General features: G+C 71.6%; 19 protein-coding genes and 1 tRNA gene. 11 read left to right on the plus strand and 9 right to left on the minus strand.

Annotation, left to right across the window (positions count from 1 at the left end; translation table 11 throughout):
- Window positions 1-23: 23 nt before the first annotated feature.
- Window positions 24-1,409, minus strand: coding sequence for a phosphotransferase (locus ABWV20_RS01425; RefSeq protein WP_353352963.1), 1,386 nt, complete (start codon window positions 1,407-1,409; stop codon window positions 24-26).
- Window positions 1,410-1,489: 80 nt separating this feature from the next.
- Here ABWV20_RS01425 and nudC point away from each other — a divergent pair, with 80 nt between their 5' ends.
- On the plus strand, window positions 1,490-2,473 hold the full coding sequence (gene nudC, locus ABWV20_RS01430; protein WP_353352964.1) for an NAD(+) diphosphatase: 984 nt from the start codon (window positions 1,490-1,492) through the stop codon (window positions 2,471-2,473).
- On the opposite strand, the gene ABWV20_RS01435 is transcribed toward nudC, so the two are convergent.
- Window positions 2,463-2,732 (minus strand): mycoredoxin, encoded by a 270-nt coding sequence (locus ABWV20_RS01435; protein ID WP_353352965.1) that lies wholly within the window; start codon window positions 2,730-2,732, stop codon window positions 2,463-2,465. The two genes, nudC and ABWV20_RS01435, sit on opposite strands and share 11 nt — an antisense overlap.
- A gap of 147 nt (window positions 2,733-2,879) precedes the next feature.
- On the opposite strand from ABWV20_RS01435, the gene ABWV20_RS01440 reads away from it, so the two are divergent.
- The 5 genes from ABWV20_RS01440 to ABWV20_RS01460 all read left to right on the plus strand — a co-directional run bounded on the left by ABWV20_RS01440 (window position 2,880) and on the right by ABWV20_RS01460 (window position 6,712).
- On the plus strand, window positions 2,880-5,024 hold the full coding sequence (locus ABWV20_RS01440) for an ATP-dependent DNA helicase UvrD2 (protein WP_353353198.1): 2,145 nt from the start codon (window positions 2,880-2,882) through the stop codon (window positions 5,022-5,024).
- A 140-nt stretch (window positions 5,025-5,164) separates the two neighbouring features.
- Window positions 5,165-5,416 carry a hypothetical protein gene (locus tag ABWV20_RS01445; protein WP_353352966.1) on the plus strand — a complete coding sequence of 84 codons (252 nt, stop codon included), beginning with the start codon at window positions 5,165-5,167 and terminating at the stop codon, window positions 5,414-5,416.
- Between the two features lie 270 nt (window positions 5,417-5,686).
- Window positions 5,687-5,974 (plus strand): WhiB family transcriptional regulator, encoded by a 288-nt coding sequence (locus tag ABWV20_RS01450; RefSeq protein ID WP_353352967.1) that lies wholly within the window; start codon window positions 5,687-5,689, stop codon window positions 5,972-5,974.
- Between the two features lie 61 nt (window positions 5,975-6,035).
- Window positions 6,036-6,200 (plus strand): hypothetical protein, encoded by a 165-nt coding sequence (locus ABWV20_RS01455; RefSeq protein WP_353352968.1) that lies wholly within the window; start codon window positions 6,036-6,038, stop codon window positions 6,198-6,200.
- 290 nt (window positions 6,201-6,490) lie between these two features.
- On the plus strand, window positions 6,491-6,712 hold the full coding sequence (locus tag ABWV20_RS01460) for a hypothetical protein (RefSeq protein ID WP_353352969.1): 222 nt from the start codon (window positions 6,491-6,493) through the stop codon (window positions 6,710-6,712).
- An 83-nt stretch (window positions 6,713-6,795) separates the two neighbouring features.
- Here ABWV20_RS01460 and ABWV20_RS01465 read toward each other — a convergent pair whose 3' ends face one another.
- The 3 genes from ABWV20_RS01465 to ABWV20_RS01475 all read right to left on the minus strand — a co-directional run bounded on the left by ABWV20_RS01465 (window position 6,796) and on the right by ABWV20_RS01475 (window position 9,609).
- Complete coding sequence (locus ABWV20_RS01465) at window positions 6,796-8,136, minus strand: ABC1 kinase family protein (protein WP_353352970.1); 1,341 nt, start codon at window positions 8,134-8,136, stop codon at window positions 6,796-6,798.
- An 86-nt stretch (window positions 8,137-8,222) separates the two neighbouring features.
- The gene (locus ABWV20_RS01470) at window positions 8,223-9,230 is read right to left on the minus strand and encodes a hypothetical protein (protein ID WP_353352971.1); all 1,008 of its coding nucleotides are present in this window, start codon (window positions 9,228-9,230) and stop codon (window positions 8,223-8,225) included.
- A 217-nt stretch (window positions 9,231-9,447) separates the two neighbouring features.
- Window positions 9,448-9,609, minus strand: coding sequence for a DUF5679 domain-containing protein (locus ABWV20_RS01475; protein ID WP_013493366.1), 162 nt, complete (start codon window positions 9,607-9,609; stop codon window positions 9,448-9,450).
- Window positions 9,610-9,865: 256 nt separating this feature from the next.
- Here ABWV20_RS01475 and ABWV20_RS01480 point away from each other — a divergent pair, with 256 nt between their 5' ends.
- Window positions 9,866-10,417, plus strand: a complete 552-nt coding sequence (locus ABWV20_RS01480) for a M48 metallopeptidase family protein (protein ID WP_353352972.1) — start codon at window positions 9,866-9,868, stop codon at window positions 10,415-10,417.
- A 3-nt stretch (window positions 10,418-10,420) separates the two neighbouring features.
- Here ABWV20_RS01480 and ABWV20_RS01485 read toward each other — a convergent pair whose 3' ends face one another.
- Together ABWV20_RS01485 and ABWV20_RS01490 are read right to left on the minus strand one after the other, a co-directional pair.
- A complete protein-coding gene (locus tag ABWV20_RS01485) occupies window positions 10,421-11,032 on the minus strand; it encodes an NUDIX hydrolase (RefSeq protein WP_353352973.1) in 612 nt (203 codons plus the stop codon).
- Window positions 11,029-12,645 (minus strand): zinc-dependent metalloprotease, encoded by a 1,617-nt coding sequence (locus tag ABWV20_RS01490; RefSeq protein ID WP_353352974.1) that lies wholly within the window; start codon window positions 12,643-12,645, stop codon window positions 11,029-11,031. The genes ABWV20_RS01485 and ABWV20_RS01490 overlap by 4 nt, the downstream gene beginning before the upstream one ends.
- 148 nt (window positions 12,646-12,793) lie before the next feature.
- On the opposite strand from ABWV20_RS01490, the gene ABWV20_RS01495 reads away from it, so the two are divergent.
- Together ABWV20_RS01495 and ABWV20_RS01500 are read left to right on the plus strand one after the other, a co-directional pair.
- Window positions 12,794-13,255, plus strand: coding sequence for a molybdenum cofactor biosynthesis protein MoaE (locus ABWV20_RS01495; RefSeq protein ID WP_353352975.1), 462 nt, complete (start codon window positions 12,794-12,796; stop codon window positions 13,253-13,255).
- A 14-nt stretch (window positions 13,256-13,269) separates the two neighbouring features.
- Window positions 13,270-14,385 (plus strand): YlbL family protein, encoded by a 1,116-nt coding sequence (locus ABWV20_RS01500; RefSeq protein ID WP_353352976.1) that lies wholly within the window; start codon window positions 13,270-13,272, stop codon window positions 14,383-14,385.
- Window positions 14,386-14,405: 20 nt separating this feature from the next.
- Here the strand turns inward: ABWV20_RS01500 and ABWV20_RS01505 are convergent, their stop codons facing one another.
- Window positions 14,406-14,948, minus strand: a complete 543-nt coding sequence (locus tag ABWV20_RS01505) for a PPA1309 family protein (protein ID WP_353352977.1) — start codon at window positions 14,946-14,948, stop codon at window positions 14,406-14,408.
- 212 nt (window positions 14,949-15,160) lie between these two features.
- Between ABWV20_RS01505 and ABWV20_RS01510 the strand changes: the two genes are divergently transcribed.
- On the plus strand, window positions 15,161-18,196 hold the full coding sequence (locus ABWV20_RS01510) for a UPF0182 family membrane protein (RefSeq protein WP_353352978.1): 3,036 nt from the start codon (window positions 15,161-15,163) through the stop codon (window positions 18,194-18,196).
- Between the two features lie 93 nt (window positions 18,197-18,289).
- Window positions 18,290-18,363, plus strand: a tRNA-Met gene (locus ABWV20_RS01515).
- 130 nt (window positions 18,364-18,493) lie between these two features.
- Here the strand turns inward: ABWV20_RS01515 and ABWV20_RS01520 are convergent.
- Window positions 18,494-20,302, minus strand: coding sequence for an aminotransferase class V-fold PLP-dependent enzyme (locus tag ABWV20_RS01520; protein ID WP_353352979.1), 1,809 nt, complete (start codon window positions 20,300-20,302; stop codon window positions 18,494-18,496).
- Between the last annotated feature and the right edge of the window lie 71 nt (window positions 20,303-20,373).

A 20,373-nucleotide genomic window follows, 5' to 3' on the forward strand; every position in this document is an offset into this window, starting at 1 on the left:
GGATCCGGTCGGCGTGGCCGGCCCTAGCTGCGCCGCCGGTCCCGATCCTCGCGCACCTGTGGGTCGTCGAAGGGGTCGTCCAGCTCGAGCTCGATGCGGGTGGCCCTGGGCCGAGCGGACCCGACTGACCCGTCAGCGGGCACTGTTGCGGGTAGCGAGATCGCGTCGCCGACCGGACGGTGCTCACCGTCTCCCGCGCCGACGGCGCCCTGGCCGCCGGCCTCGTCTGGGTGGTCGGTGTCGTCCGGGTCGCGGCGCGAGTCGTCACCGGACTGCTCGATCGCCTGGGTCGCCGAGGGATCGGAGACCATGGCGTGCGGCTGCGTGGCATCCCACTCGGGGTCCGTCTCGAGGCGACCTGGGTCCACACCGGCTGACGCCGTCTGCTCTGCCTCGAGGCCACCCGGCCGCACATCCGGCGACCCGGAGCCCCGTGACGGTTCGGCGCCTCGCCGCTCGGCCTCGGCGTCGATGGCACGGCGCTCGTCCTCCGCGGTCGTGCTCCGGTCCAGCTCGCGGAGCGACTCCGCGGTCTGCTCCACGAGGTCTCGGGCACCGCCGGCGAGGGCTCGCAGCAGGACGCGCATCGGTGTCATCTCCGCCGCGAGCCGGGCGCGCGCCAGCAGGTTGCCGTCGGGGCGTTCCACCCGCGCCTGGGCATAGGCGCGCAGGACGTCGTCGATCGTGTCCGCCGGCGCGAGGCGCACCAGGTCGGCGAAGTCATCCGCCGGGTCACCGACACGCGACTCCTCCCAGCCCAGCACTCCGCGCAGCTCGCCGGACTCGGCGTGGTCCTCGTCATCGAACGAGGCCAGCACGTTGTCTCCGACGAACGACCCGTGGACGGTGGTCGGGGCGAACCGCCAGAGTGAGATGTCCTCGAGACGCTGCTCCCAGCGGGTCAGCAGGTTGGTGGGGACGTGGCCCGTCGCCGCGGCGCGGTCGAGCTCCGAGAGCTGGCGGCGCCGGTGCGACTCGGCGTCATAGACGGGTCGGCCGGCCTCCTCGAAGACCGCGAGCTCGATGTTGTGCAGATGGGCCAGCGCGCGGCCCACGTTCGCGGCAAGACCGCCCGGAGGCAGCGCACGGAAGTCGAGCGGCCGGCCCGGGACCCTGAGGTAGACGATGGCTCGGCCCTCGGGAACGCGCACCTCGCCCCGGACCAGAGGCATCGCGAGGTCGAGCCGACGGCCGAGCAGCGGTCCCAGGGCCGCCACGGCCTCGAGCTCGGCGCCGGCCCCGTGCGTCACCGGTGCCTTGATCACCCAGCGCCGCTCCTGTCGGTCGGTCACGAAGGCGACGTCGAAGGCCCCGCCCCGGCGCGCGCGGATGCCCTCCACCGACACGGGGTCGAGACCCGGCACGGCAGCACTCGCGAGCGCGGCGAGGACGAGCGGGCTTCGGGTCACCCTCCAACCGTAAGGTGAGCCCCGGGCCGATGGTGGGAGGCTCGGGGGCGTGCCCGAACGTGCGGCCGTAGGGTGACGACGTGGCCCGAAGCGGAGAAAGCCTGCCTGACGTCGCCCTGTCCGGGGCACCGCTCGACCGTTCGGGTCACGAGCGTCGTGACGAGCGACTCGTGGAGCGGCTGCTCTCCGATCCGCGGACCCGAGTGCTGGAGCTCCGCGGTGATCGCGCGCCCGTGGCGCCCGCCGGTCCCGCGGCCGCCACCGGGGACGGCCCGTTGCGGCTACGCCTGCGTCCCCCGACGGCGGCGGACTCCGAGGCCGTGACGGTCTTCGTCGGCCGGGACGACGAGGGCACTGCCTATGTCGGCGTGGCCCGCCCGGAGGAGAGCCGGCCCACGGAGGGGGAGGCACGCGCCTCGGCCCCCCAGGCCGAGGACGGGTGGCTCACCCTGCGCCAGGCCGGCGCGGGGCTGGACGACCGCGACGCCGCGCTCTTCACCACCGTCCTCGCCGTGGCGAACTGGCACGCGGCCCACACCCACTGCTCCCGCTGCGGCGCGGTCACGGCACCGGCACAGGGCGGCTGGTTGCGGGTCTGCCCGGACGACGGGAGCGAGCACTACCCGAGGACCGACCCAGCCGTGATCATGGCGGTCGTCGACACGGCGGGGCGACTCCTCCTCGGGCGCGGACCGCAGTGGCCGGAGGGCCGCTTCTCCGTCCTGGCCGGGTTCGTCGAGCCGGGGGAGTCGTTCGAGGCCGCGGTGGCCCGTGAGGTCGCCGAGGAGGTGGGGATCCAGGTCACCGACGTCCGTTACCTCGGCAACCAACCGTGGCCGTTCCCCTCATCGGTGATGATCGGGTTCACGTCCCGGGCGCTCACATCCGACCTCGAGCTCGATCCCCACGAGCTGAGTGAGGCCCGGTGGGTCTCCCGGGAGGACTATCGGACGGCGCTTCGTGCCGGCACCATCCGCGCTCCCTTCGGGCTCTCCATCGCCAAGCGGATCATCGAGCACTGGCTGGGGGAGACCGTCGAGTCGGTGCTCGACCTCACGCGCTGAGTCGGGCCTTGACCTCCGCGAGGGTGGGGTTCGTGGCAGACGTTCCGTCCGGGAACACCACCGTGGGCACCGTGCGGTTGCCGCCGTTGACCTGCTCCACGTAGTCGATGTGCTCGGGGTTGGCCTCGAGGTTGATCTCGGTGTAGCTCAGTCCCTCGCGCTCGAGCTGGCTCTTGAGCCGCGCGCAGTAGCCGCACCAGTGCGTCGTGAACATCGTGATGGTGCCCGGTGCGGGCGTGAGCGGCGTCGGGTTCGGCATGGTCTCTCCGTGTACGGGGCTGGCTGTGGTTCGCGGTCAGATCGTGTCAGGGTTGGGTGCGAGGATGGCGGCACCGGCACTGGGAACCGCCGGGGGCCGTTGAAAATTCCCTTACCCGACCCACCGCAGACCCACCAGGAGTGACCGCTGTCCGCTTCACCGCATCCGGACGACATTCTCGACCGGCTCGATCCCGAGCAGCGCGAGGTCGCCTCCGCGCCGCCCGGGCCGCTGTGTGTCCTGGCCGGTGCAGGCACCGGCAAGACCCGGGCCATCACGCACCGCATCGCCTATGCGGTCCACTCCGGCGTCCAGCAGCCGCAACGGATCCTCGCCGTGACCTTCACGGCCCGCGCAGCGGGGGAGATGCGCACGCGACTCAGGTCCCTCGGGGTCCACGGCGTCCAGGCGCGCACCTTCCACGCAGCCGCACTGCGGCAGCTGCACTACTTCTGGCCCCAGGCGATCGGAGGAGCGGCGCCCGAGGTGATGAGCGTCAAGGCCCCGGCCGTCGCCGAGGCCGCGAGCAGGCTGCGTCTCCAGTTCGACCGGACCGCGATCCGCGACCTCGCCGCGGAGATCGAGTGGTCCAAGGTCAATCTGCTGACACCCCAGTCCTACGCCGCCGCCGCCCGTGCAGCTCGCCGGGAGCCGCCGGGCCTGGACCTGACCGCCATGGCTCGGCTGCTCGAGGCCTACGAGGACGTGAAGGCAGCCAGGGGGGTCATCGACTTCGAGGATGTCCTGCTCCTCACCGTCGGGATCCTCGAGGAGCGCGAGGACATCGCAAGGACTGTCCGGGGCCAGTACCGGCAGTTCGTGGTTGACGAGTACCAGGACGTCAACGCGCTCCAGCAGCGTCTCCTCGACCTGTGGCTCGGGGACGGCAGTGACGTGACCGTCGTCGGTGACCCGGCGCAGACCATCTACTCCTTCACCGGCGCCTCCCCGCAGCACCTCCTCGGCTTCGCAGGGCGCTTCCCGGGCGCGCGCACCGTGCGGCTCGTCCGCAACTACCGCTCCTCGCCACAGATCATCAAGCTCGCCAACACCGTGATCTCGTCAGGACCCGCCGCGGGTCGGGGAGCGTCGGTCCGGCTGACCGCCCAGGGCGACGCAGGCCCGACCCCCGTCCTCTCCGCACATGCCGACGACCCGGCGGAGGCGGCTGCCGTGGCCGAGCACATCCGCGAGCTCGTCGCCGGGGGGCATCCAGCGGCCGAGATCGCCGTGCTCTTCCGCACCAACGGCCAGTCCGAGGCCTTCGAGTCGGCCCTGGCGACTGCGGGAGTGCCGTATCTCGTCCGGGGAGGGGAGCGGTTCTTCTCGCGGAAGGAAGTCCGCGATGCCGTGCTCCTGCTCCGGGGTGCGGCCCGCAGCGACGACGGGAGCAAGCCGCTCGGCCACATCACCCGGGACGTCATCTCCGGCGCCGGCTGGTCCCCGGATCCTCCGACGAGCGGTGGTGCCACGCGCGAGCGCTGGGAGTCGCTCAACGCGCTGGCCTCGCTCTCCGACGACCTGGGTCGCGCGGCTCCGGATGCTCGGCTTCCCGAGCTGGTGGCCGAGCTCGACCGGCGCGCCGCCGAGCAGCATGCCCCCGCAGTGCAGGGCGTCACGCTCGCGAGCCTCCACGCCGCCAAGGGCCTCGAGTGGGACACCGTCTTCCTCGTCGGGGCATCCGACGGGCTCATCCCCATCTCGCTCGCCGAGGGGATCGAGGCGCTGGAGGAGGAGCGGCGCCTGCTCTATGTCGGGATCACGCGCGCGCGGAGGCAGCTGTTCCTGTCCTGGGCCTCGGCCCGCAATCCGGGTGGTCGGGCGAGCCGGCGGGTGTCCCGCTTCCTGGCCCCGGCCGAGGCCATCCTCGGAAGCGGTGCGCGGGCCGCGGCCTCCACACCAGGCCGAGTCCGACGTGGGCCCAAGGTGGCGGCGGTGGTCCACTGCCGCGGCTGTGGCGCCGAGCTGACGACGGCCGCCCACCGCAAGACCGGGCGGTGCGACGAGTGCCCGCCCGACTACGACGAGGCTCTGTTCGACCGGCTCCGTGCGTGGCGCCTCGGTGTCGCCAAGGGCGCCGGTGTCCCCGCTTTCGTCGTCTTCACCGACGCGACGCTGACCGCGATCGCCGAGCGCGAGCCCGCCGACGAGGCGCAGCTCGCCACGATCAGTGGCGTCGGCGCCCGCAAGCTCGGGCAGTACGGTCCTGACGTCCTCGCCATCCTCCGTGGCGCCGATCCGCAAGAGCTGCTCGAAAATGCCTCGCGGACAGCCGAATCCGTGGAGTCGTGAAGCCGGCGAGAAAAAAGTTCCGGAATCCTCGATAAATCGGTTGTGAGGCCACTCGGCCCCTGCGTACCCTGATCGAAGTCAAGCCCACTGGCTCAGGTAGCCGGCTGGGATCCGCGAGTGGAGTGAGGAGGGTTGGCCCCATGAGGAACATCACCACGACGATGTGCGCAGGTTCCTGCGTCGTTTCCGCACGTCCGCACCTGACCAACACGCTCCTCGCGGCCACCGGTGCCGAGGGCCAGGGGACAGTTGTGTCCTTTGTCGCCCCGGCCGATCTGCGCCTCGACGACCGTCGCGTCCCGGGCCTCGACCCGGCCGCAGACGTGGACCTCACCGCCATCTACAAGACACCCGATGTCGCTCGCTCCCGCTTTGGGAGGCCACCGGTCTGAGTTAGACCACAGCCTCACTCCCAGGCCGCGAACCCGACATCACCGGGTCCGCGGCCTTTGTGTTCCCCCGAGAACTGGATGCCGCTCAACCCCCACCTCCACCAGACAGCACCGACCAGGTGCCAGACAGATACGGGACACACCATGACTCCCCGGATTCAGAGCAGCAGGAACGAGACCCGCACCTGTGGTGCCGGGCTCCGAACCCGAACGGACACGAGTGAGCAGGTCAGCCGCACCACCGGCGGGCCGGAGACGGAGGTGAAGGCGATGCAGCTCAGCGAACTGCTCGACCTCGGCACGGAGGCGGAGCAGGTCGGGGAGACCATCCCCTGTCGCGACTACGACGCAGAGCTCTGGTTCGCCGAGCGTCCTGAGGACGTCGAGTTCGCCAAGACGCTGTGCGGGCTCTGCCCCGCCCGCATCCAGTGCCTCGCGGGCGCGCTCGAGCGCCAGGAGCCTTGGGGTGTCTGGGGTGGCCAGCTCCTCGTCCAGGGAGCCGTGGTCGCCCGCAAGCGGCCCAGGGGCCGGCCCCGCAAGCACCCGGTCGCCGCCTGACGTGCGTCCCCGACGATGCCCGGCCAAGCGGTGCTCGACACCGTCCGACCAACCATCCGCAATGCACCACCTACCCGACCAGGAGGTCGTCATGGAGAACTTGGAGCTCCTGGCCCGCGACCGGATCCGCGACCGTGTTCAGCGAGAGGACCGCTCCGGCAGACGCCGCAGCGCCCGGCTGATCGCGATGGAGATCCGCGCGAGCCGACGTCATCACCCCCGGTGATGCGTGGACCGGGTCGGCTCACGGAGCCGGCTCCCGAGCAGCAGAAGCGGCTGGAGCGATCGAGCCGCCGACGCGAGAACCGTCAACGAGCCGCGGGTGACCGAACGTCACCCGCGGCTCACTGCTGCACGTGAGGGCACCGCATCACGGGGTAGGGGCCCGACAAGGCGGCGGCGCGCCGCCCGTGACCGGGGGTCACGACGGTGACACGCCTTTGCGAGCGCGTCCCACCGATGCCAGCGCAAAGGCGGATACTCGGAAATGAGGGGGAGAGACAGGGAGGTCTCACGATGGCACTCAAGACTGACGGACCCTCCAGCGACACAGGTGAGATGGCGCCGCTGCTGATCTGCTCGTCCTGCGGGGCGACACCCGGCCCGGACGAGCAGGCGGCCGCCCGGCTGACATGGAGCCGGAGCGTCGAGCACGGTCGCACCCTGTGGACGTGCGAGCGGTGCAGCCGCGACAACCTGCGCTCGATCGAGAGCAAGCTCGACCCGGTCTGGTGGTGACGGCGGGGGGTCACCGCGGCCGAGCCGACTCGGCTGCCTGCACAGCCGCGCCGGGCCGCTGAGCCCGCCCAGCGGCATACGGCTCAGTCGTCGACGGCAACCTCACCCAATGGCGGAAGGTCGGCCCCCGGGAGGAACGCGTCGACCGCCTCGCGACCGCGGACCGTGCCGCCGAGCTGGCTGAGCACGCCGATCCCGCCACCCCAGACGCGGTGGATGAGCAGGTAGTCGGGCGGGAGGTTGAGCTTGTAGGCCAGGACGTAGTTGGGCTGCCGCGGATCGTTGATGTGGGCGAAGACGCTGCGGAGCCAGGCCCGCGTGAACGTGAACTCGTCGGCGCGCAACGGCGCGATGAAGGGCTCGAGGTACTCGAGGAGCCGCTCGGCGTCGATGTCGATGCCCGGCTTGACGAACCCAGCCTCGCGCAGGCCGGCGAGGACCGCATCGGCGCCGCCCTGGAGGCCAGCGGTGAGCAGGTGTCCCAGCTCTGATGGCATCCCGCCCGGAAGCCGGTTGACGGCTCCGAAGTCGACCACCCCCAGCCGGCCGTCCGGGGTGATGCGGAAGTTGCCGGGGTGCGGGTCTGCGTGGAGCAGGCCCGCCTCGGCCGGACCGGCGAGGAGGAACTCCATGTAGAGCTGCGCCGCCTCGTCGCGCTCCTCCTGTGACCCGTCCCGGATGATCTCGCTCAGGGGGCGACCGTCGACCCACTCGGAGACGATGACGTGCTGGGTGCCCCGGACGACCTGCGGGACCCGGAAGTCGGGGTCGTCGACGAACGCCGCCGCGAAGGCGGCCTGGTTCTCGGCCTCGAGGCGATAGTCCAGCTCCTCGGCCATTCGTTCGCGCAGCTCATCGAGGATGGGGGCCAGCTCGATGCCCGGGATCCAGCCTGCTGCCACCTTGACGACCCGCGACAGCTGCCGCAGGTCGCTCATCAGGGCGGCACCGGCACCGGGGTACTGGATCTTGACGGCGACGTCCCGCCCGTCCTTCCAGACCCCGCGGTGGACCTGCCCGATCGACGCCGAGGCAGCCGGGTGGTCGTCGAACGACCGGAAGTTGCGACGCCACTGGGTTCCGAGGTCGGCCCGGAGCACGCCGTGGACCGAGCTGGTCGGCATCGGGGGAGCGCTGTCCTGCAGCTTGGTCAGCATGGCGCGGTAGGGGCCGGCCATCTCCTCCGGGAAGGCGGCCTCGAAGATCGACAGCGCCTGACCGAACTTCATCGCGCCACCCTTGAGCTCGCCCAGCACCTGGAAGAGCTGCTCTGCAGTGCGGGCCTGAAGCTCCGCGGCGACGATCTCAGCTGGGCGGCCGCCGAGGCGCTTGCCGAGCCCCAGTGCGGTCCGGCCGGCGAAGCCCAGAGGCACCGTGGCGAGCTTGGCGGAGCGCACGACCGCCTTGCGCGGCAACTCGGTCACACGGCTCACCCCCAGATCGGTCACCCTGACTCTAAACGCCCGCGTGGACTGGACCTCACCCACCACACTCTGCGGGGTGCTGCGAGTCAGCCGGCACCGGCGCCGGCGCCGTCACGGTGTCGGCGTCGGCAGCGGGGATGGATGGCCCAGCGCCGGTGGTCCATTCTCGGCCAGGGCAGGCTCACCTCGACGGAGATTCCCGGAGGCACCGCGGCCCCACCGAGCAGACGCCGCGCGAAGAGGGCGATGCAGCCTGCGACGAGGTGGGCCAACGCCGGATCGGTCTCCGCGCCGGAGTCCGGGGGCACGAGGTCGCCCGGCGCCCCGCACACCTGGGCGAGGACGGTCGGCCATGCCGCGTCGCGGTCGGCGCGGTGCAGGTCGAGGCACCAGAGGCAGGGACCGGTGAGGGTTGGCTCGACCAAGGGGCCGACCGTGGCCCGCGTGTCCTCGGCGACGACCGGCAGATGAGGGACGCCCTGCCGCAGCCACGGATCCCCCGAGCGCGGGTCCAGCGCGAGGGGTCCGGCCACGACGGCCAGGCCGGGTCGCGTGCCGGGATCCCCACCCCTGCCGGCGCTGGCGGCCAGCGCTCGGGTCGAGACGACCACGGCGTCGAGGCGGCCACGCCGCAGCAGGAGGCACACGTCCTCCACGAGCGAGCCGTGCCCCTCCAGGACCACGGTGGGCGGGCAGGCGGCGGGTGGCCCGTCCTGCGTGCCAGCAGCGGAGTGCGGCGCGAGCACGTCCAGGCGGTCGACGAGCTCGAGGAGGGCGCGCCACCGGCTGGCGGGGACCCCCGCTTCGGCGGCGAGCCGATAGGAGGCGTGGAGGGAGAGGGTGCCGTCGAGCCGGGAGAGGAGGTCGGTCTCGACCTCGCTCACGCCGGTGACGATCGATCCGCCGGGGCTCACGCCGAACTGGACCTCACCTGCGGTCCGGCGAACGGGCCGTCGCCAGTGCGGGATGCGGGGGTGGTGGTCGGTCGGGGCAACCGCGCCGGTCGCCGCGGCGTCAGGCCGGCCCCGGTCGGCAGGGACCGCGTGGAGCTCGACTCTGGCTCGCCCCGGCGGGTTGCCCTTTCCTGACTCCATCGCTCCTCCGTGCCTGCCCGGCGCTGCCGGGCTGCTCGTCGCTCGCCGACGCGGAGAACCGCGTCGTGCTGCGAGCGTCGCAAAGTCCGGCCCGGCCGCGTGCGTCATATCCACAGCCCGGGTGCCCACCGTGGCCCGAGCGGGCATGCGAGAGGGGCGGGACCACGGTGGTCCCGCCCCTCTCGTGCGCGTCAGTGTGGACGCGCTGCAGACCTGGTCAGGCCTTGCCCAGGATGCGGTTGAGGTTCGTGCCGCAGACGGGGCACTGGCCCTTGGCCATGCGCCGCCCGTTCTCGGACACGACGACCTTGCCCTCGGCCTCGCGCTTCTCCTTGCACTTCACGCAGTAGAACTCGCCCTTGTAGGTCTCGTCAGCCATTGGTGTCTCCTTGTACTGGCGCCCCTCTGACGGGCGCCTCGGCTTCGTCAACCCTAGAGCACGCTGAGCACGAGATCACGCTCATCCCCCGCATGGCGCGCCCCTGCGGCCCCGCTCGGCCGTGCGGGAAGAGACCAGCGGGGCTCGTGCGGGGCTCGGGCTGGGCTCGTGCTGGGCTCGTGCGGGGCTCGTGCGGGAGCGGCGCGTCTTCCCCGTCCTTCGTCGTGGACGGGCCGATCCGGCCTACCCTTCCCTCATGGCGAGGTCCGCTCGAGAGGTGGTGCAGACCGTCGTCGACGGGGTGACCGTCGAGGTGCGGCGCAGCTCGCGACGGCGTCGGACCGTCTCGGCGTACCGCCAGGAAGGTCGCCTCGTGGTCCTCGTGCCCGCCCGGATGACGCGTGCCGAGGAAGGCGAGTGGGTGCGCACCATGGTGGCCCGCGTGGCTGCCTCAGAGCAGCGGCGGCGCCGGTCCGACACGGAGCTGCTCAGCCGCGCCGCTCACCTCTCGCGCACCTACCTCGGCGGGCAGGCCCGGCCGTCGAGCGTGCGCTGGGTGACCAACCAGGAGTCCCGATGGGGCTCCTGCACGCCGGCGGAAGGCTCCATCCGGATCTCCGACAAGGTTCGGGGGATGCCCGGCTGGGTCCTGGACTACGTGCTGCTGCACGAGCTTGCGCACCTCCTCGAGCCGGGGCACGGGCCCGGCTTCTGGGCGCTGCTGAGCAGCTACCCCCGCCTCGAACGAGCCCGGGGCTATCTCCAGGGTGTCGCCGCCACGTCAGGTCTCGCCCTCAGCGACGACTGACCGTCATCGACGAAGGGCCCGCTGCGCGGCCCGCACGAGCGGCAGGAGCTCGTCCCGGCTGTCGTCGGGGAGCCCGTCCGCCGGCCACCAGCGCACGTCGACCGACTCGGAGCTGACGGCGGGCACCGCCTCGGGCGGCGCGACGGCCGCGTAGCGCACGTCGAGGTGCTCGCGGCACCGCCCGAAGGCCGTGCCCAACGGGTGCCGGTCCAGCATCACGATCTCGGGCAGGACGGTCAGTGCGTCGATCCCGGACTCCTCCCGAGCCTCCCGCCCCGCGCCCTGCACCATCGACTCGTCGTCGGCCTCGAAGTGCCCGCCGAACTGGAACCATCTCCGGGCCTTCTGGTGGAGGGTGAGCAGGACGCGTTCGCCGGACGCGTCGAGCACGATCACGCTGCCGGTCAGGTGGGCCTGGGGGCCGCTCCGGGACAGGGCGTCGTCGTGCCGCTGGAGGTGGAGCAGGTAGTCGACGCGGAGCTGCTCCTGCTCGGCGTCGGGGGCGGCCCAGCGCGTGAGCGCTGCGACGGCGTCCCGGTGGATCAGGCCGTATGCCGCTGGACTCGGTCCCGGGTCAGCCTCCGACGCCGTGGGCGGGCTCCACGACGCCGTCACGGGCGCGTCCCGCCCTGCTCGTCGCCCTCGTCGCCCTCGTCGCCCTCGTCGCCCTCGTCGCCCTCGTCGTCCCGCGCGGCGGCGGCCTCGTCGAGGATGCCGCGGAGGACGGCGTCGAGGTCGGCGTCGAGGTCGGCCCCGAGGTCGGATCCGAGGTCGGGGGATCCGAGGCCAGCGTCGGTGAGCGGACTCGCGGACTCGCCGCCCGCCGGCCGTCCGGCGGCGCGCTCGACGTAGCCGATGATGTCGTCGAGGTCCTCGGACGCCGGAGCCAGGTCAGGGTGCGACCAGCGACCGTCGCGCAGGGCCTGGCCGCCGGAGTTCTCGAGGGCGGCCCAGAGGTTGGCCGCATCCCGGAGCCGCCGGGGCCGCAGCTCGAGACCCACCAGGCCGGCGAAGGTCTTCTGGGCCGCACCGCCGACCCGCCGGCGACGCACGGTCTCGGCCAGCGCCGCCGCCTGGGGCAGGTGCGCGGAGGTGGCGCGGTCCGTGACGTGGTCGACCCAGCCCTCGGCGAGCGCGAGCAGCGTCTCGAGACGGTCCAGCGCACGGCGCTGGGCCGGAGTCGGCTGGGGCCGGAACAAGTTGCCCTGGAGCGCAGTGCGGATCGCCTCCGGGTCGGTCGCGTCGATCGTCGAGAGGGCGGACTCGATGGCGTCGGTGTCGATGGTGATGTTGCGGGCGTAGTCGGCGACGGCCGACATCAGCTGCGGGCCGAGCCAGGGGACCGCGGCGAAGAGGCGGACGCGGGCCGCCTCTCGAACTGCGAGGTAGAGGCGCACCTGGGGCAGGTCGATCTCCAGGGAGGTGGCGAGCTCGGCGACGTTGCCCGGCAACAGGGCGATGAGGCCCGGGTCGGTGAGCGGCAGGCCGACCTCGGTCGCGCCGACCACCTCCGTCGCGAGGGTTCCGACCGCCTGTCCGAGCTGCGCGGCGAACATCTGCCGGCTGAGGTTGGACAGCATCGGGGCCCATTGCTCGAGCATGGCGGCGGGATCGAAGCCCGACCCCAGCATGCCCTGCAGCTCGGGTGGGAGCGCGTCCCCGAACGCCTCGGGGCCGAGCTCGCCCAACTGCTTCCTCATCGCAGCCGAGGTGGCGTTGGTGACGCCGTCGGACACGGGCTCCACGAGCGCGAACCAGCGCGGCATCGTCGTGTCCACCCACTTGGCTCGGCTCAGCCCGGTCGCGCGCCAGGCGGGCATGCCCAGGGCGGTCACCTCGTCGAGCCAGAGCACCGCGACCGCCACGGCGTCCTGGACCTCACGGCTCGCCCTGGGGTCCGGCACGTCGTTGCCCTCGGCGGCCATCACGTGCTTGCGGGCCACGTCGGTCGCCAGGTCCCGGGCGCCCGTGGGTGACTGCTGAGCGGACATGAACGTGCCGAGCTGGGCCCGCATCGCCGCCTTGGTGGCCGGGTCGGTCGGGTCCACGCCCATGCTGCGCATCGCCGCGGCGAGCTCGGGGTTCTCCGCGGCCTGGCCGAGGACCTGCTCGAGCATCGAGCTGAGGTCGCCCAGGCCCGGGACGCCCCCACGGCCGGCCACGTCGTCGCCCTCGCGACGGCTCTCCTCGTCGGGCTCGTCGGGCACGTCGGGGTGACGGTCGGACATGATGCTCCTCGGATCGCTGGCCTGCTGCGGCGGAGGGCCGCTCCACACCAAGACAACCACGAAACCAGGACGATCGTTCCCTCACCTCCGCGGGTCCGGTCGGGCTCCTGACGGTCGTGTTCCCGATCATCCAGCCGCGCCGCATACGATGTCCGGCGTGACGGTCACCCTTGCCGAGATCCGAGAGACGGCGTTGTCGGTCGACGAGGTCCTGTCGAGCGTCGCCGACGCGCGCGCGGGGGGCACGTGCCTGTTCGTCGGCTCCGTGCGCGACCACGACGCCAAGGACTCGCCCGGCGCGGCCGGGCCGGCCGAGCGTGCTGACGTCACCGAGCTCGACTACAGCGCCCATCCGCAGGCGGCCGACGTCGCCCGGACCCTCGCGGAGCGCCTGGCTGCAGACGGGCGGAGCGTGCGGATCGCCGTCGTCCACCGGGTCGGGAAGCTCCGGGTGGGTGACCTGGCCGTCGTCGTCGGGGTGAGTGCCGAGCACCGCGGCGAGGCCTTCGAGGTGTGCCGCGAGCTCATCGACGAGTTCAAGGCCACGGTGCCGATCTGGAAGCACCAGCGCTTCGCCGACGGCTCGGACGAGTGGGTCGGGCTGCCGTGAGGACGATCCGTCGCGTGCCCGCGGACGAGGTCGGCACCCCGCCTCCGTTTCCCGCACCGGCGAGGCACCCGACGCCGCTCAGCAGGGGCAACATCGTCTTCCTCGTCGCCTTCTTCCTCGCGCTCGCGGCCCTGGTCGTCGGCAACCTCGTGCACGTCCCCGTGGCGATCATGAGTCCCGGTCCGACGATGAACACCCTCGGCGAGGTGCCGGGGGAAGGGGACGGCTCGGCCCTGATCAGCGTCAAGGGCCTCCCCACGTACGACGCCGAGGGCGAGCTCAGCTTCACGACGGTGTCCGTCCTCGGCGGGCCGGGCTTCCCCGTCGACGCGTTCGACGTGCTGTGGGCGTGGATCGACCCGTCGCAGGACGTCCTGCCGGTGGACCAGGTCTTCGACCCGCACGCGAGCGAGGAGCGCATCGCCGAGGAGAACGCCGTGCAGATGGCCGGCTCCCAGGAGGAGGCGACCGCGGTCGCGCTCCGGGCCCTGGGCCAGGCCGTGACGACGCACGTCAAGATCGCCGAGATCCTCGACGAGTCCCCCGCCAAGGACGTGCTGCGGATGGGGGACCGGATCGTCCGCGTCGGCGACACGCGGATCACCACGGCCGACAGCGTCCGCTCCGCGCTGCAGGTCGCCCGCCCGGGGGAGGGGATCGAGATGGAGGTGACCCGCAGCGGCAAGCCCCTCGTCGTGGAGGCCCCGACCATGGCCGGCTCCGAGGGGCGCACCGCCCTCGGCGTCATCCTTCAGCTCGACCACGACTTCCCGGCGACCGTCACGATCAACGCGGGTGAGGTGGGGGGGCCGTCGGCGGGACTGATGTTCGCCCTCGGGATCTACGACAAGCTGACGCCCGGTTCCCTGACCGCGGGGCGCGACGTTGCCGGCACCGGGACCATCGACGACGCGGGCGACGTCGGTCCCATCGGCGGGATCAAGCAGAAGATGGCCGGGGCTCGAGCGGGTGGGTCGGAGTACTTCCTCGCTCCGGTCGAGAACTGCCCCGAGGTCGTCGACACCATCCCCTCCGGCCTCGAGGTCTTTGCCGTCGACACGTTCGATGACGCCGTCCAGGCAGTCGAGGGCATCGCCTCCGGACGCATCTCAGGGCTCAGGCGCTGCTGACCCCAGGTCCGACGCGGGCCCTAGTCCTCCAACGTCGCCCTGAGCGCGGCCACGAGGCCGGGCGCGAGGTCCTTGCCGGTGGCGACGGCGTCGTCCGAGTCATGCGCGCGCTGTCGCAGCAGGCAGATGGACGAGCCGTCACGGAGCACCGCGACGAGCAGCCGCACGTCCTTGCGCTCCGGGTGTGCGGCCAGGGCCTCCACGGCGGCCTCGGAGCGCTCGGGCAGGTCGCGCTCGGCATCGGGGGGCACCACCATCCGCTCGATCGCGAAGGCGCACCCGTCGACCTCGTCGGGCCAGGCGATCCGGCCCAGCAGGGTCTCGAGCGACGACGTGGCCGGCAACCCCTCCTGCTCGATGGCGGTGAGCGCCCCCTCGGCCAGGTCTGCCGGACCCATCTGCCGCCGGAGATGCGGCTCCCGCTCCAGGAGGGCGGCCGTGCGCACGAGCGCGAAGAGGCGCGCCGGCTGGTCCCAGCCGGCCGCGGCGACGTGGCGCTCGGTGTCGAGGGCCGCCACGGTCAGGGGGTCGGCGGTGACGGACGTGACCGGCTGTTCTCTCACGTCAACCATCCAACCACCCGAGGGCGCCGGTCCGCGGAGCGAGCCCAGCGGCATACGGCGGCCTGACGCTCCTTTCATCCCAATTCGGCCACGCACCTCTGCTGCGGGCAGGCGGGCGGCAGCGCGCCCCCGCGTTCGGGTTATCGTTGCCGCAAACGGGTTCTTCGCGACGGCAAGGCCCGGCCGGCCCCAGCATCTCGAGGCGACGCAACGTGAGCGACAGCGACTTCGGCCCCCCCACAGGCCCCTTCGGCGACGGTGGCGAGCAGGGAGCCGCTCGACGAGCAGCACCGCTGCCGCCCAGACGAAGCCCCCTGATCACCGCCTTGGTGGTGGCCGGCGCTCTGCTGCTCGTGGTGGCCACCCTGGCGACCTTCTGGACCGAGGTGCTCTGGTACCAGTCGGTCGACTTCTCCGCCGTGTTCGCCACGCAGCTGGTGGCCAAGATCGTCCTCGGCATCATCGGTGGGTTGTTCACCGCCGTGGTCGTGTGGTCCAGCATCCACGTCGCCTACCGCAACCGGCCGATCTACGCACCGTCCCCCGACACCCAGGCGATGGAGCACTACCGCCAGCTGGTCGAGCCGATGCGTCGCACCGCGACGGTCGCGGCGCCCCTGGCCATCGGGCTCTTCGCCGGCCTCTCGGCCGCCACCCAGTGGGACACCTTCCTGCTGTGGCGCAACGGCACCCCCTTCGGGACCACCGATCCCGAGTTCGGTCTCGACATCGGGTTCTTCGTCTTCGACCTGCCCTGGATCAACTTCATCGTCTCGTTCCTGACGATGGTCCTCGTCCTCGGCTTCGTCGCCGCGGCCTTCACCCACTACCTCTACGGCGGCATCGTCGCCGCCCAGAAGACGCGCTCGACCCAAGCCGCCCGGGTGCACCTGTCGATCATCGCCGCCGTGCTGGTGCTCGTCCGCGCCGTCGCGTTCTGGGTCGACCGCTACAACCTCGCCACCGCCCAGTCGACGCGAATGACCGGAATCCAGTACACCGAGGCCCACGCCGTCATCCCCACCAAGGGCATCCTCGCCATTGCTGCCCTGATGTGCGCCGGCATGTTCCTCAGCACGATCTGGACGCGGTCGTGGCGCCTGCCGCTCGTCGGGGTGGCCGTCCTCGCCGTCGTCGTGGTGGCGGTCGGCGGCATCTATCCCGCGCTCGTCCAGTCGCTCAAGGTCCGCCCGTCGGAGAAGTCGCTCGAGCTGCCCTACATCGAGCGCAACATCGAGGCGACCCGCCAGGCCTACGGCTTCGACGACGTCAAGGTCGAGCCGTACGACACGCTGACGACGGCCAGCCCGGGACAGCTGCGCAACGACGCGGACACCATCCCGGGCATCCGCCTCATCGACCCCAACGTCGTCAGCCCGACGTTCAAGCAGCTCGAGGCCTCCAAGGGGTACTACCAGTTCGCCGACGTCCTCGACGTCGACCGCTACAACCTCCAGGGCGAGCTGACCGACACGGTCATCGCCGTGCGCGAGCTCGACCTGACCGGTGTGCCGGACGGCCAGCGCAACTGGCTCAACGACCACACGGTCTACACGCACGGCTACGGGGTCGTCGCCGCCAAGGGCAACACGCGCGAGGACGACGGCCGGCCGACCTTCTTCGAGTCGCAGATCGGCACCAGCGGCGTGCTCGGCGAGTACGAGCCGCGGATCTACTTCGGCGAGTCCTCGCCGGAGTACTCGATCGTCGGAGGTGAGAAGAAGGAGTTCGACTACCTGTCCGAAGGAAACCAGCAGGTCACGAACAGCTACGCCGGCGCAGGTGGGGTCCAGCTCGACGCGCTGCGACGGATGGCCTACGCCTTCAAGTACCGCGAGATCAACTTCCTGCTCTCCGACGCCGTGACGAACGAGTCGCGCCTGCTGGACCACCGGACTCCGCGGGAGCGGGTCGAGCGGGTCGCGCCGTGGCTCACCCTCGACGGGAACGCCTACCCCGTCGTCGTCGACGGTCGGGTGCTCTGGGTCATCGACGGCTACACGACGACCGACATGTACCCCTACTCCGAGATGGCCACGCTCGACGCGGCCACCTCGGACTCGGTGACCCGCACGCGCGACTCGGTGCAGGCGATCCGCGCCGGGCAGATCAACTACGTGCGCAACTCCGTCAAGGCGACGGTCGACGCCTACGACGGGACCGTCTCGCTCTACCAGTGGGACGAGGAGGACCCGATCCTGCGGGCCTGGATGAAGATCTTCCCCGACGCCGTGAAACCCCTGTCGCAGGTCAAGGGCTCCCTCATGGAGCACCTGCGCTATCCCGAGGACCTCTTCAAGATCCAGCGGCAGCTGCTGACCAAGTACCACGAGACGGATGCCGCCTCGTTCTACGGCGGCCAGACCTTCTGGCGGGTCCCGCTCGACCCGACGCGTGGCGCGAACGCCGAGCAGTCGCTCCTCCAGCCGCCCTACTACCTCTCGCTCGCCATGCCGGGCCAGAGCGAGCCGTCCTTCTCGCTCACCTCGACGTTCATGCCGGTCGGCGACCGCAACCTGCTGACCGGATTCCTCGCCGCCGACGGCGACGCCGGCTCCGCCGACGGCAAGCGAGCGCCCGGCTACGGCCAGCTCCGGCTCCTCGAGCCGACCAACACCACGGTCAAGGGCCCGGGGCAGGTCTACAACGACATGCGCTCGTCCCAGGTGTCCTCGACCGACTCCGGCTTCGGCACCCTGGCGCAGTTCATCTCGACGACCGCGCTGCAGGGCGCGGAGGTCACCTTCGGCAACCAGCTCACCCTCCCGGTGGGTGGCGGCGTGCTCTACGTCCAGCCGATCTACGTCCAGGCGTCCGGGGCCGGAGCCTATCCCCGGCTCTCCGCAGTGGCGGTGTCCTTCGGCGAGAAGATCGCCTGGGCCGGCTCTCTCGATGATGCGCTGAACGACCTGTTCGGCGGATCCTCGGGTGCGGCTGCCGGGGACCAGGGGACGGACACGCCGGTGACTCCCGGCGGAACACCGACCGGCACACCGACCGGAGGCCCCTCGGGCACGCCGACGAGCCCGACCACGAGCCCAACGACGAGCGCGACCACGTCTGGGCCCGCTCCGAGTGGCACGCCGGACGCCGATGCCCTGCGCCAGGCCCTGGCCGACGCCGACGCGGCCTTCCGGCAGGGTGAGGAGGCACTCCGCGAGGGCGACTTCGCGGCCTACGGTGAGGCGCAGAAGCGACTCAAGGAGGCCCTGGCCCGAGCGGCCGCGGCCGCCCCAACCGCTCCCTGAGCACGGACCATCGGGCACCTGGGACGCCCCCAAGAGCGTCCGAGTGCCCGATTTGGTGCTCCGGACGGATTCCCGTAAGGTTGGTTTCACCGACGCGGGGTGGAGCAGCTCGGTAGCTCGCCGGGCTCATAACCCGGAGGTCGCAGGTTCAAATCCTGCCCCCGCTACTGATTTCAGGCCCGGAGATCCATGATCTCCGGGCCTGAAATGCGTTCAGATGCGATGCGGCCGCCCGGAGCCCGCTCGAGCCGCTCGCCAAGCGACGAAACGGGTTGTCCTCCACCGTCGGAGGCCCCCTCAGGGCCGGAGGGCGGTCCTGGGCAGGTCGAACCACCGCAGGTGGTCGAAGTCCACGCTCACGCTGGCGGACTCGCTGCACGGCGGGGTGACCTCCCGCATGATCCGAGCAGCCTCGGCGAGATAGCCCTGGAGCGCGGACTCCGGTGCGCGGCCCTCATGGTGTGGGTAGGTCATCCGACCCCCGTCGAAGCGGACCTGGTCCAGGCGCAGCGGCGGCTCGACGGGGCCGCGCTTGTGCGTCCAACGGCCCGTCGCCGGATCGAAGTCGTAGTCACCGAGCAGGCGCCAGCCGTCGCGAGCGATCAGCCGCACGGCCTCGACGATGTAGTCGAAGACCGCGTCGGAGATGAAGTAGTTGAAGTTGACCCGCACCCAGCCGGGCTTGATGCCCTCGCAGCCGCCGGTGATCTGACGCTCGAGCTCCTGGGACCGCTCGGGGTCGATCCCGAGCAGGTGGTGGCCGTAGGGGCCGGCGCACGAGCAGCCGCCGCGGGCCTGGATCCCGAAGAGGTCGTTGAGGACGGCGACGACGAAGTTGTGGTGCAGGAACCGCCCGGACGCGGCGCCCTCGCGGTGCACCACGAAGGACAGGATCGAGAGGCGCTCGGCGTCGAGGTTGCCGAGGATCTCGATCGCGGGCTCGCCGGCCCATGCCGCGATGGCGCGTCGCAGGAACGCCTCCTCACGCGCGCGGATGACGTCCACCCCGACGGCCGCCTTCACCTTGAACACGAGACCGGCCCGGATGGCCTCGATGATGGCGGGGGTGCCGCCCTCCTCACGATGGGCCGGGTCCGTCAGGTAGTCGTGCGAGTCGGGGTTGACGTAGGCGACGGTGCCACCGCCGACCACGTCGGGCACGCGGTTCGTCAGCAGCTCCCGTCGCACGACGAGGACGCCGGGCGTGCTCGGTCCGCCGATGAACTTGTGCGGGCTGAGGAAGACGGCGTCCTTCCGCGCGAGCACCCGAAGGTCGGAGCCGTATGCCGCTGAGCCGGCGCCCGCGGCGAGCGCTGGGCCCGCGACCTCCCGCCCGGTCGAGGCGGACGAGGCGGGCGGGGCGGGCGAGGCGGGCGGGGTGGGCTGACCGTACATGGCGATGTCGACGTAGGGTCCGGCGGCCGCGAAGTCCCAGAAGGCCAGGGCGCCGTGGTGGTGCAGGAGTGTCGAGATGGCGTCGGTGTCGGTGAGGATGCCGGTGACGTTGCTCGCAGCCGAGAACGACCCGATCTTGAGCGGCCGGTCGGCGTGGCGCTCGAGCAGGTCCCGCAGGGCGGTCAGGCTGACGTGGCCGTCCGCGTCCTGGGGCACGACGACCACGTCGGCAGTGCACTCGCGCCAAGCGAGCTCGTTGGAATGGTGTTCGTAGGGCCCGATGAAGACCACGGGCCGATCGGCCCGTGGCACCAGCTTGCTCGCGTGCCAGCGGTCCTCGAACCCGGACGGCACCCGCAGGCCGAGGATGCCGATCAGCTTGTCGATGGCGCCGGTGCAGCCGGAGCCGGCGAAGATGACCACCGTCTCGTCATCCCCTCCGACGGCGTCCCGGATGACCCTGCGGGCGTCCTCCCGGAGCCGGGTGGTCTGCAGGCCGGTGCCGGAGGACTCCGTGTGGGTGTTGGCGTACCGCGGCAGCACCTCGTGGCGGATGAAGTCCTCGATGAAGCTCAGCGCGCGACCCGACGCCGTGTAGTCCGCGTATGTGACCCGGCGGGGCCCATAGGGGCCGGGGAGGACTTGGTCGTCGCCGATCACCGACTCCCGGATGGTGGTGAGGAGGTCCGTGGCACGGGCAACATCGCTCATTCCCTCAGCATATGCGAACGTTATGCTGAGACAGTTATCGATAATCAAACGTTACGTCATGGCGATGGCGT

Origin of the sequence: Intrasporangium sp. DVR (genome assembly GCF_040365325.1) — a bacterium.
Taxonomy (GTDB): domain Bacteria; phylum Actinomycetota; class Actinomycetes; order Actinomycetales; family Dermatophilaceae; genus Intrasporangium.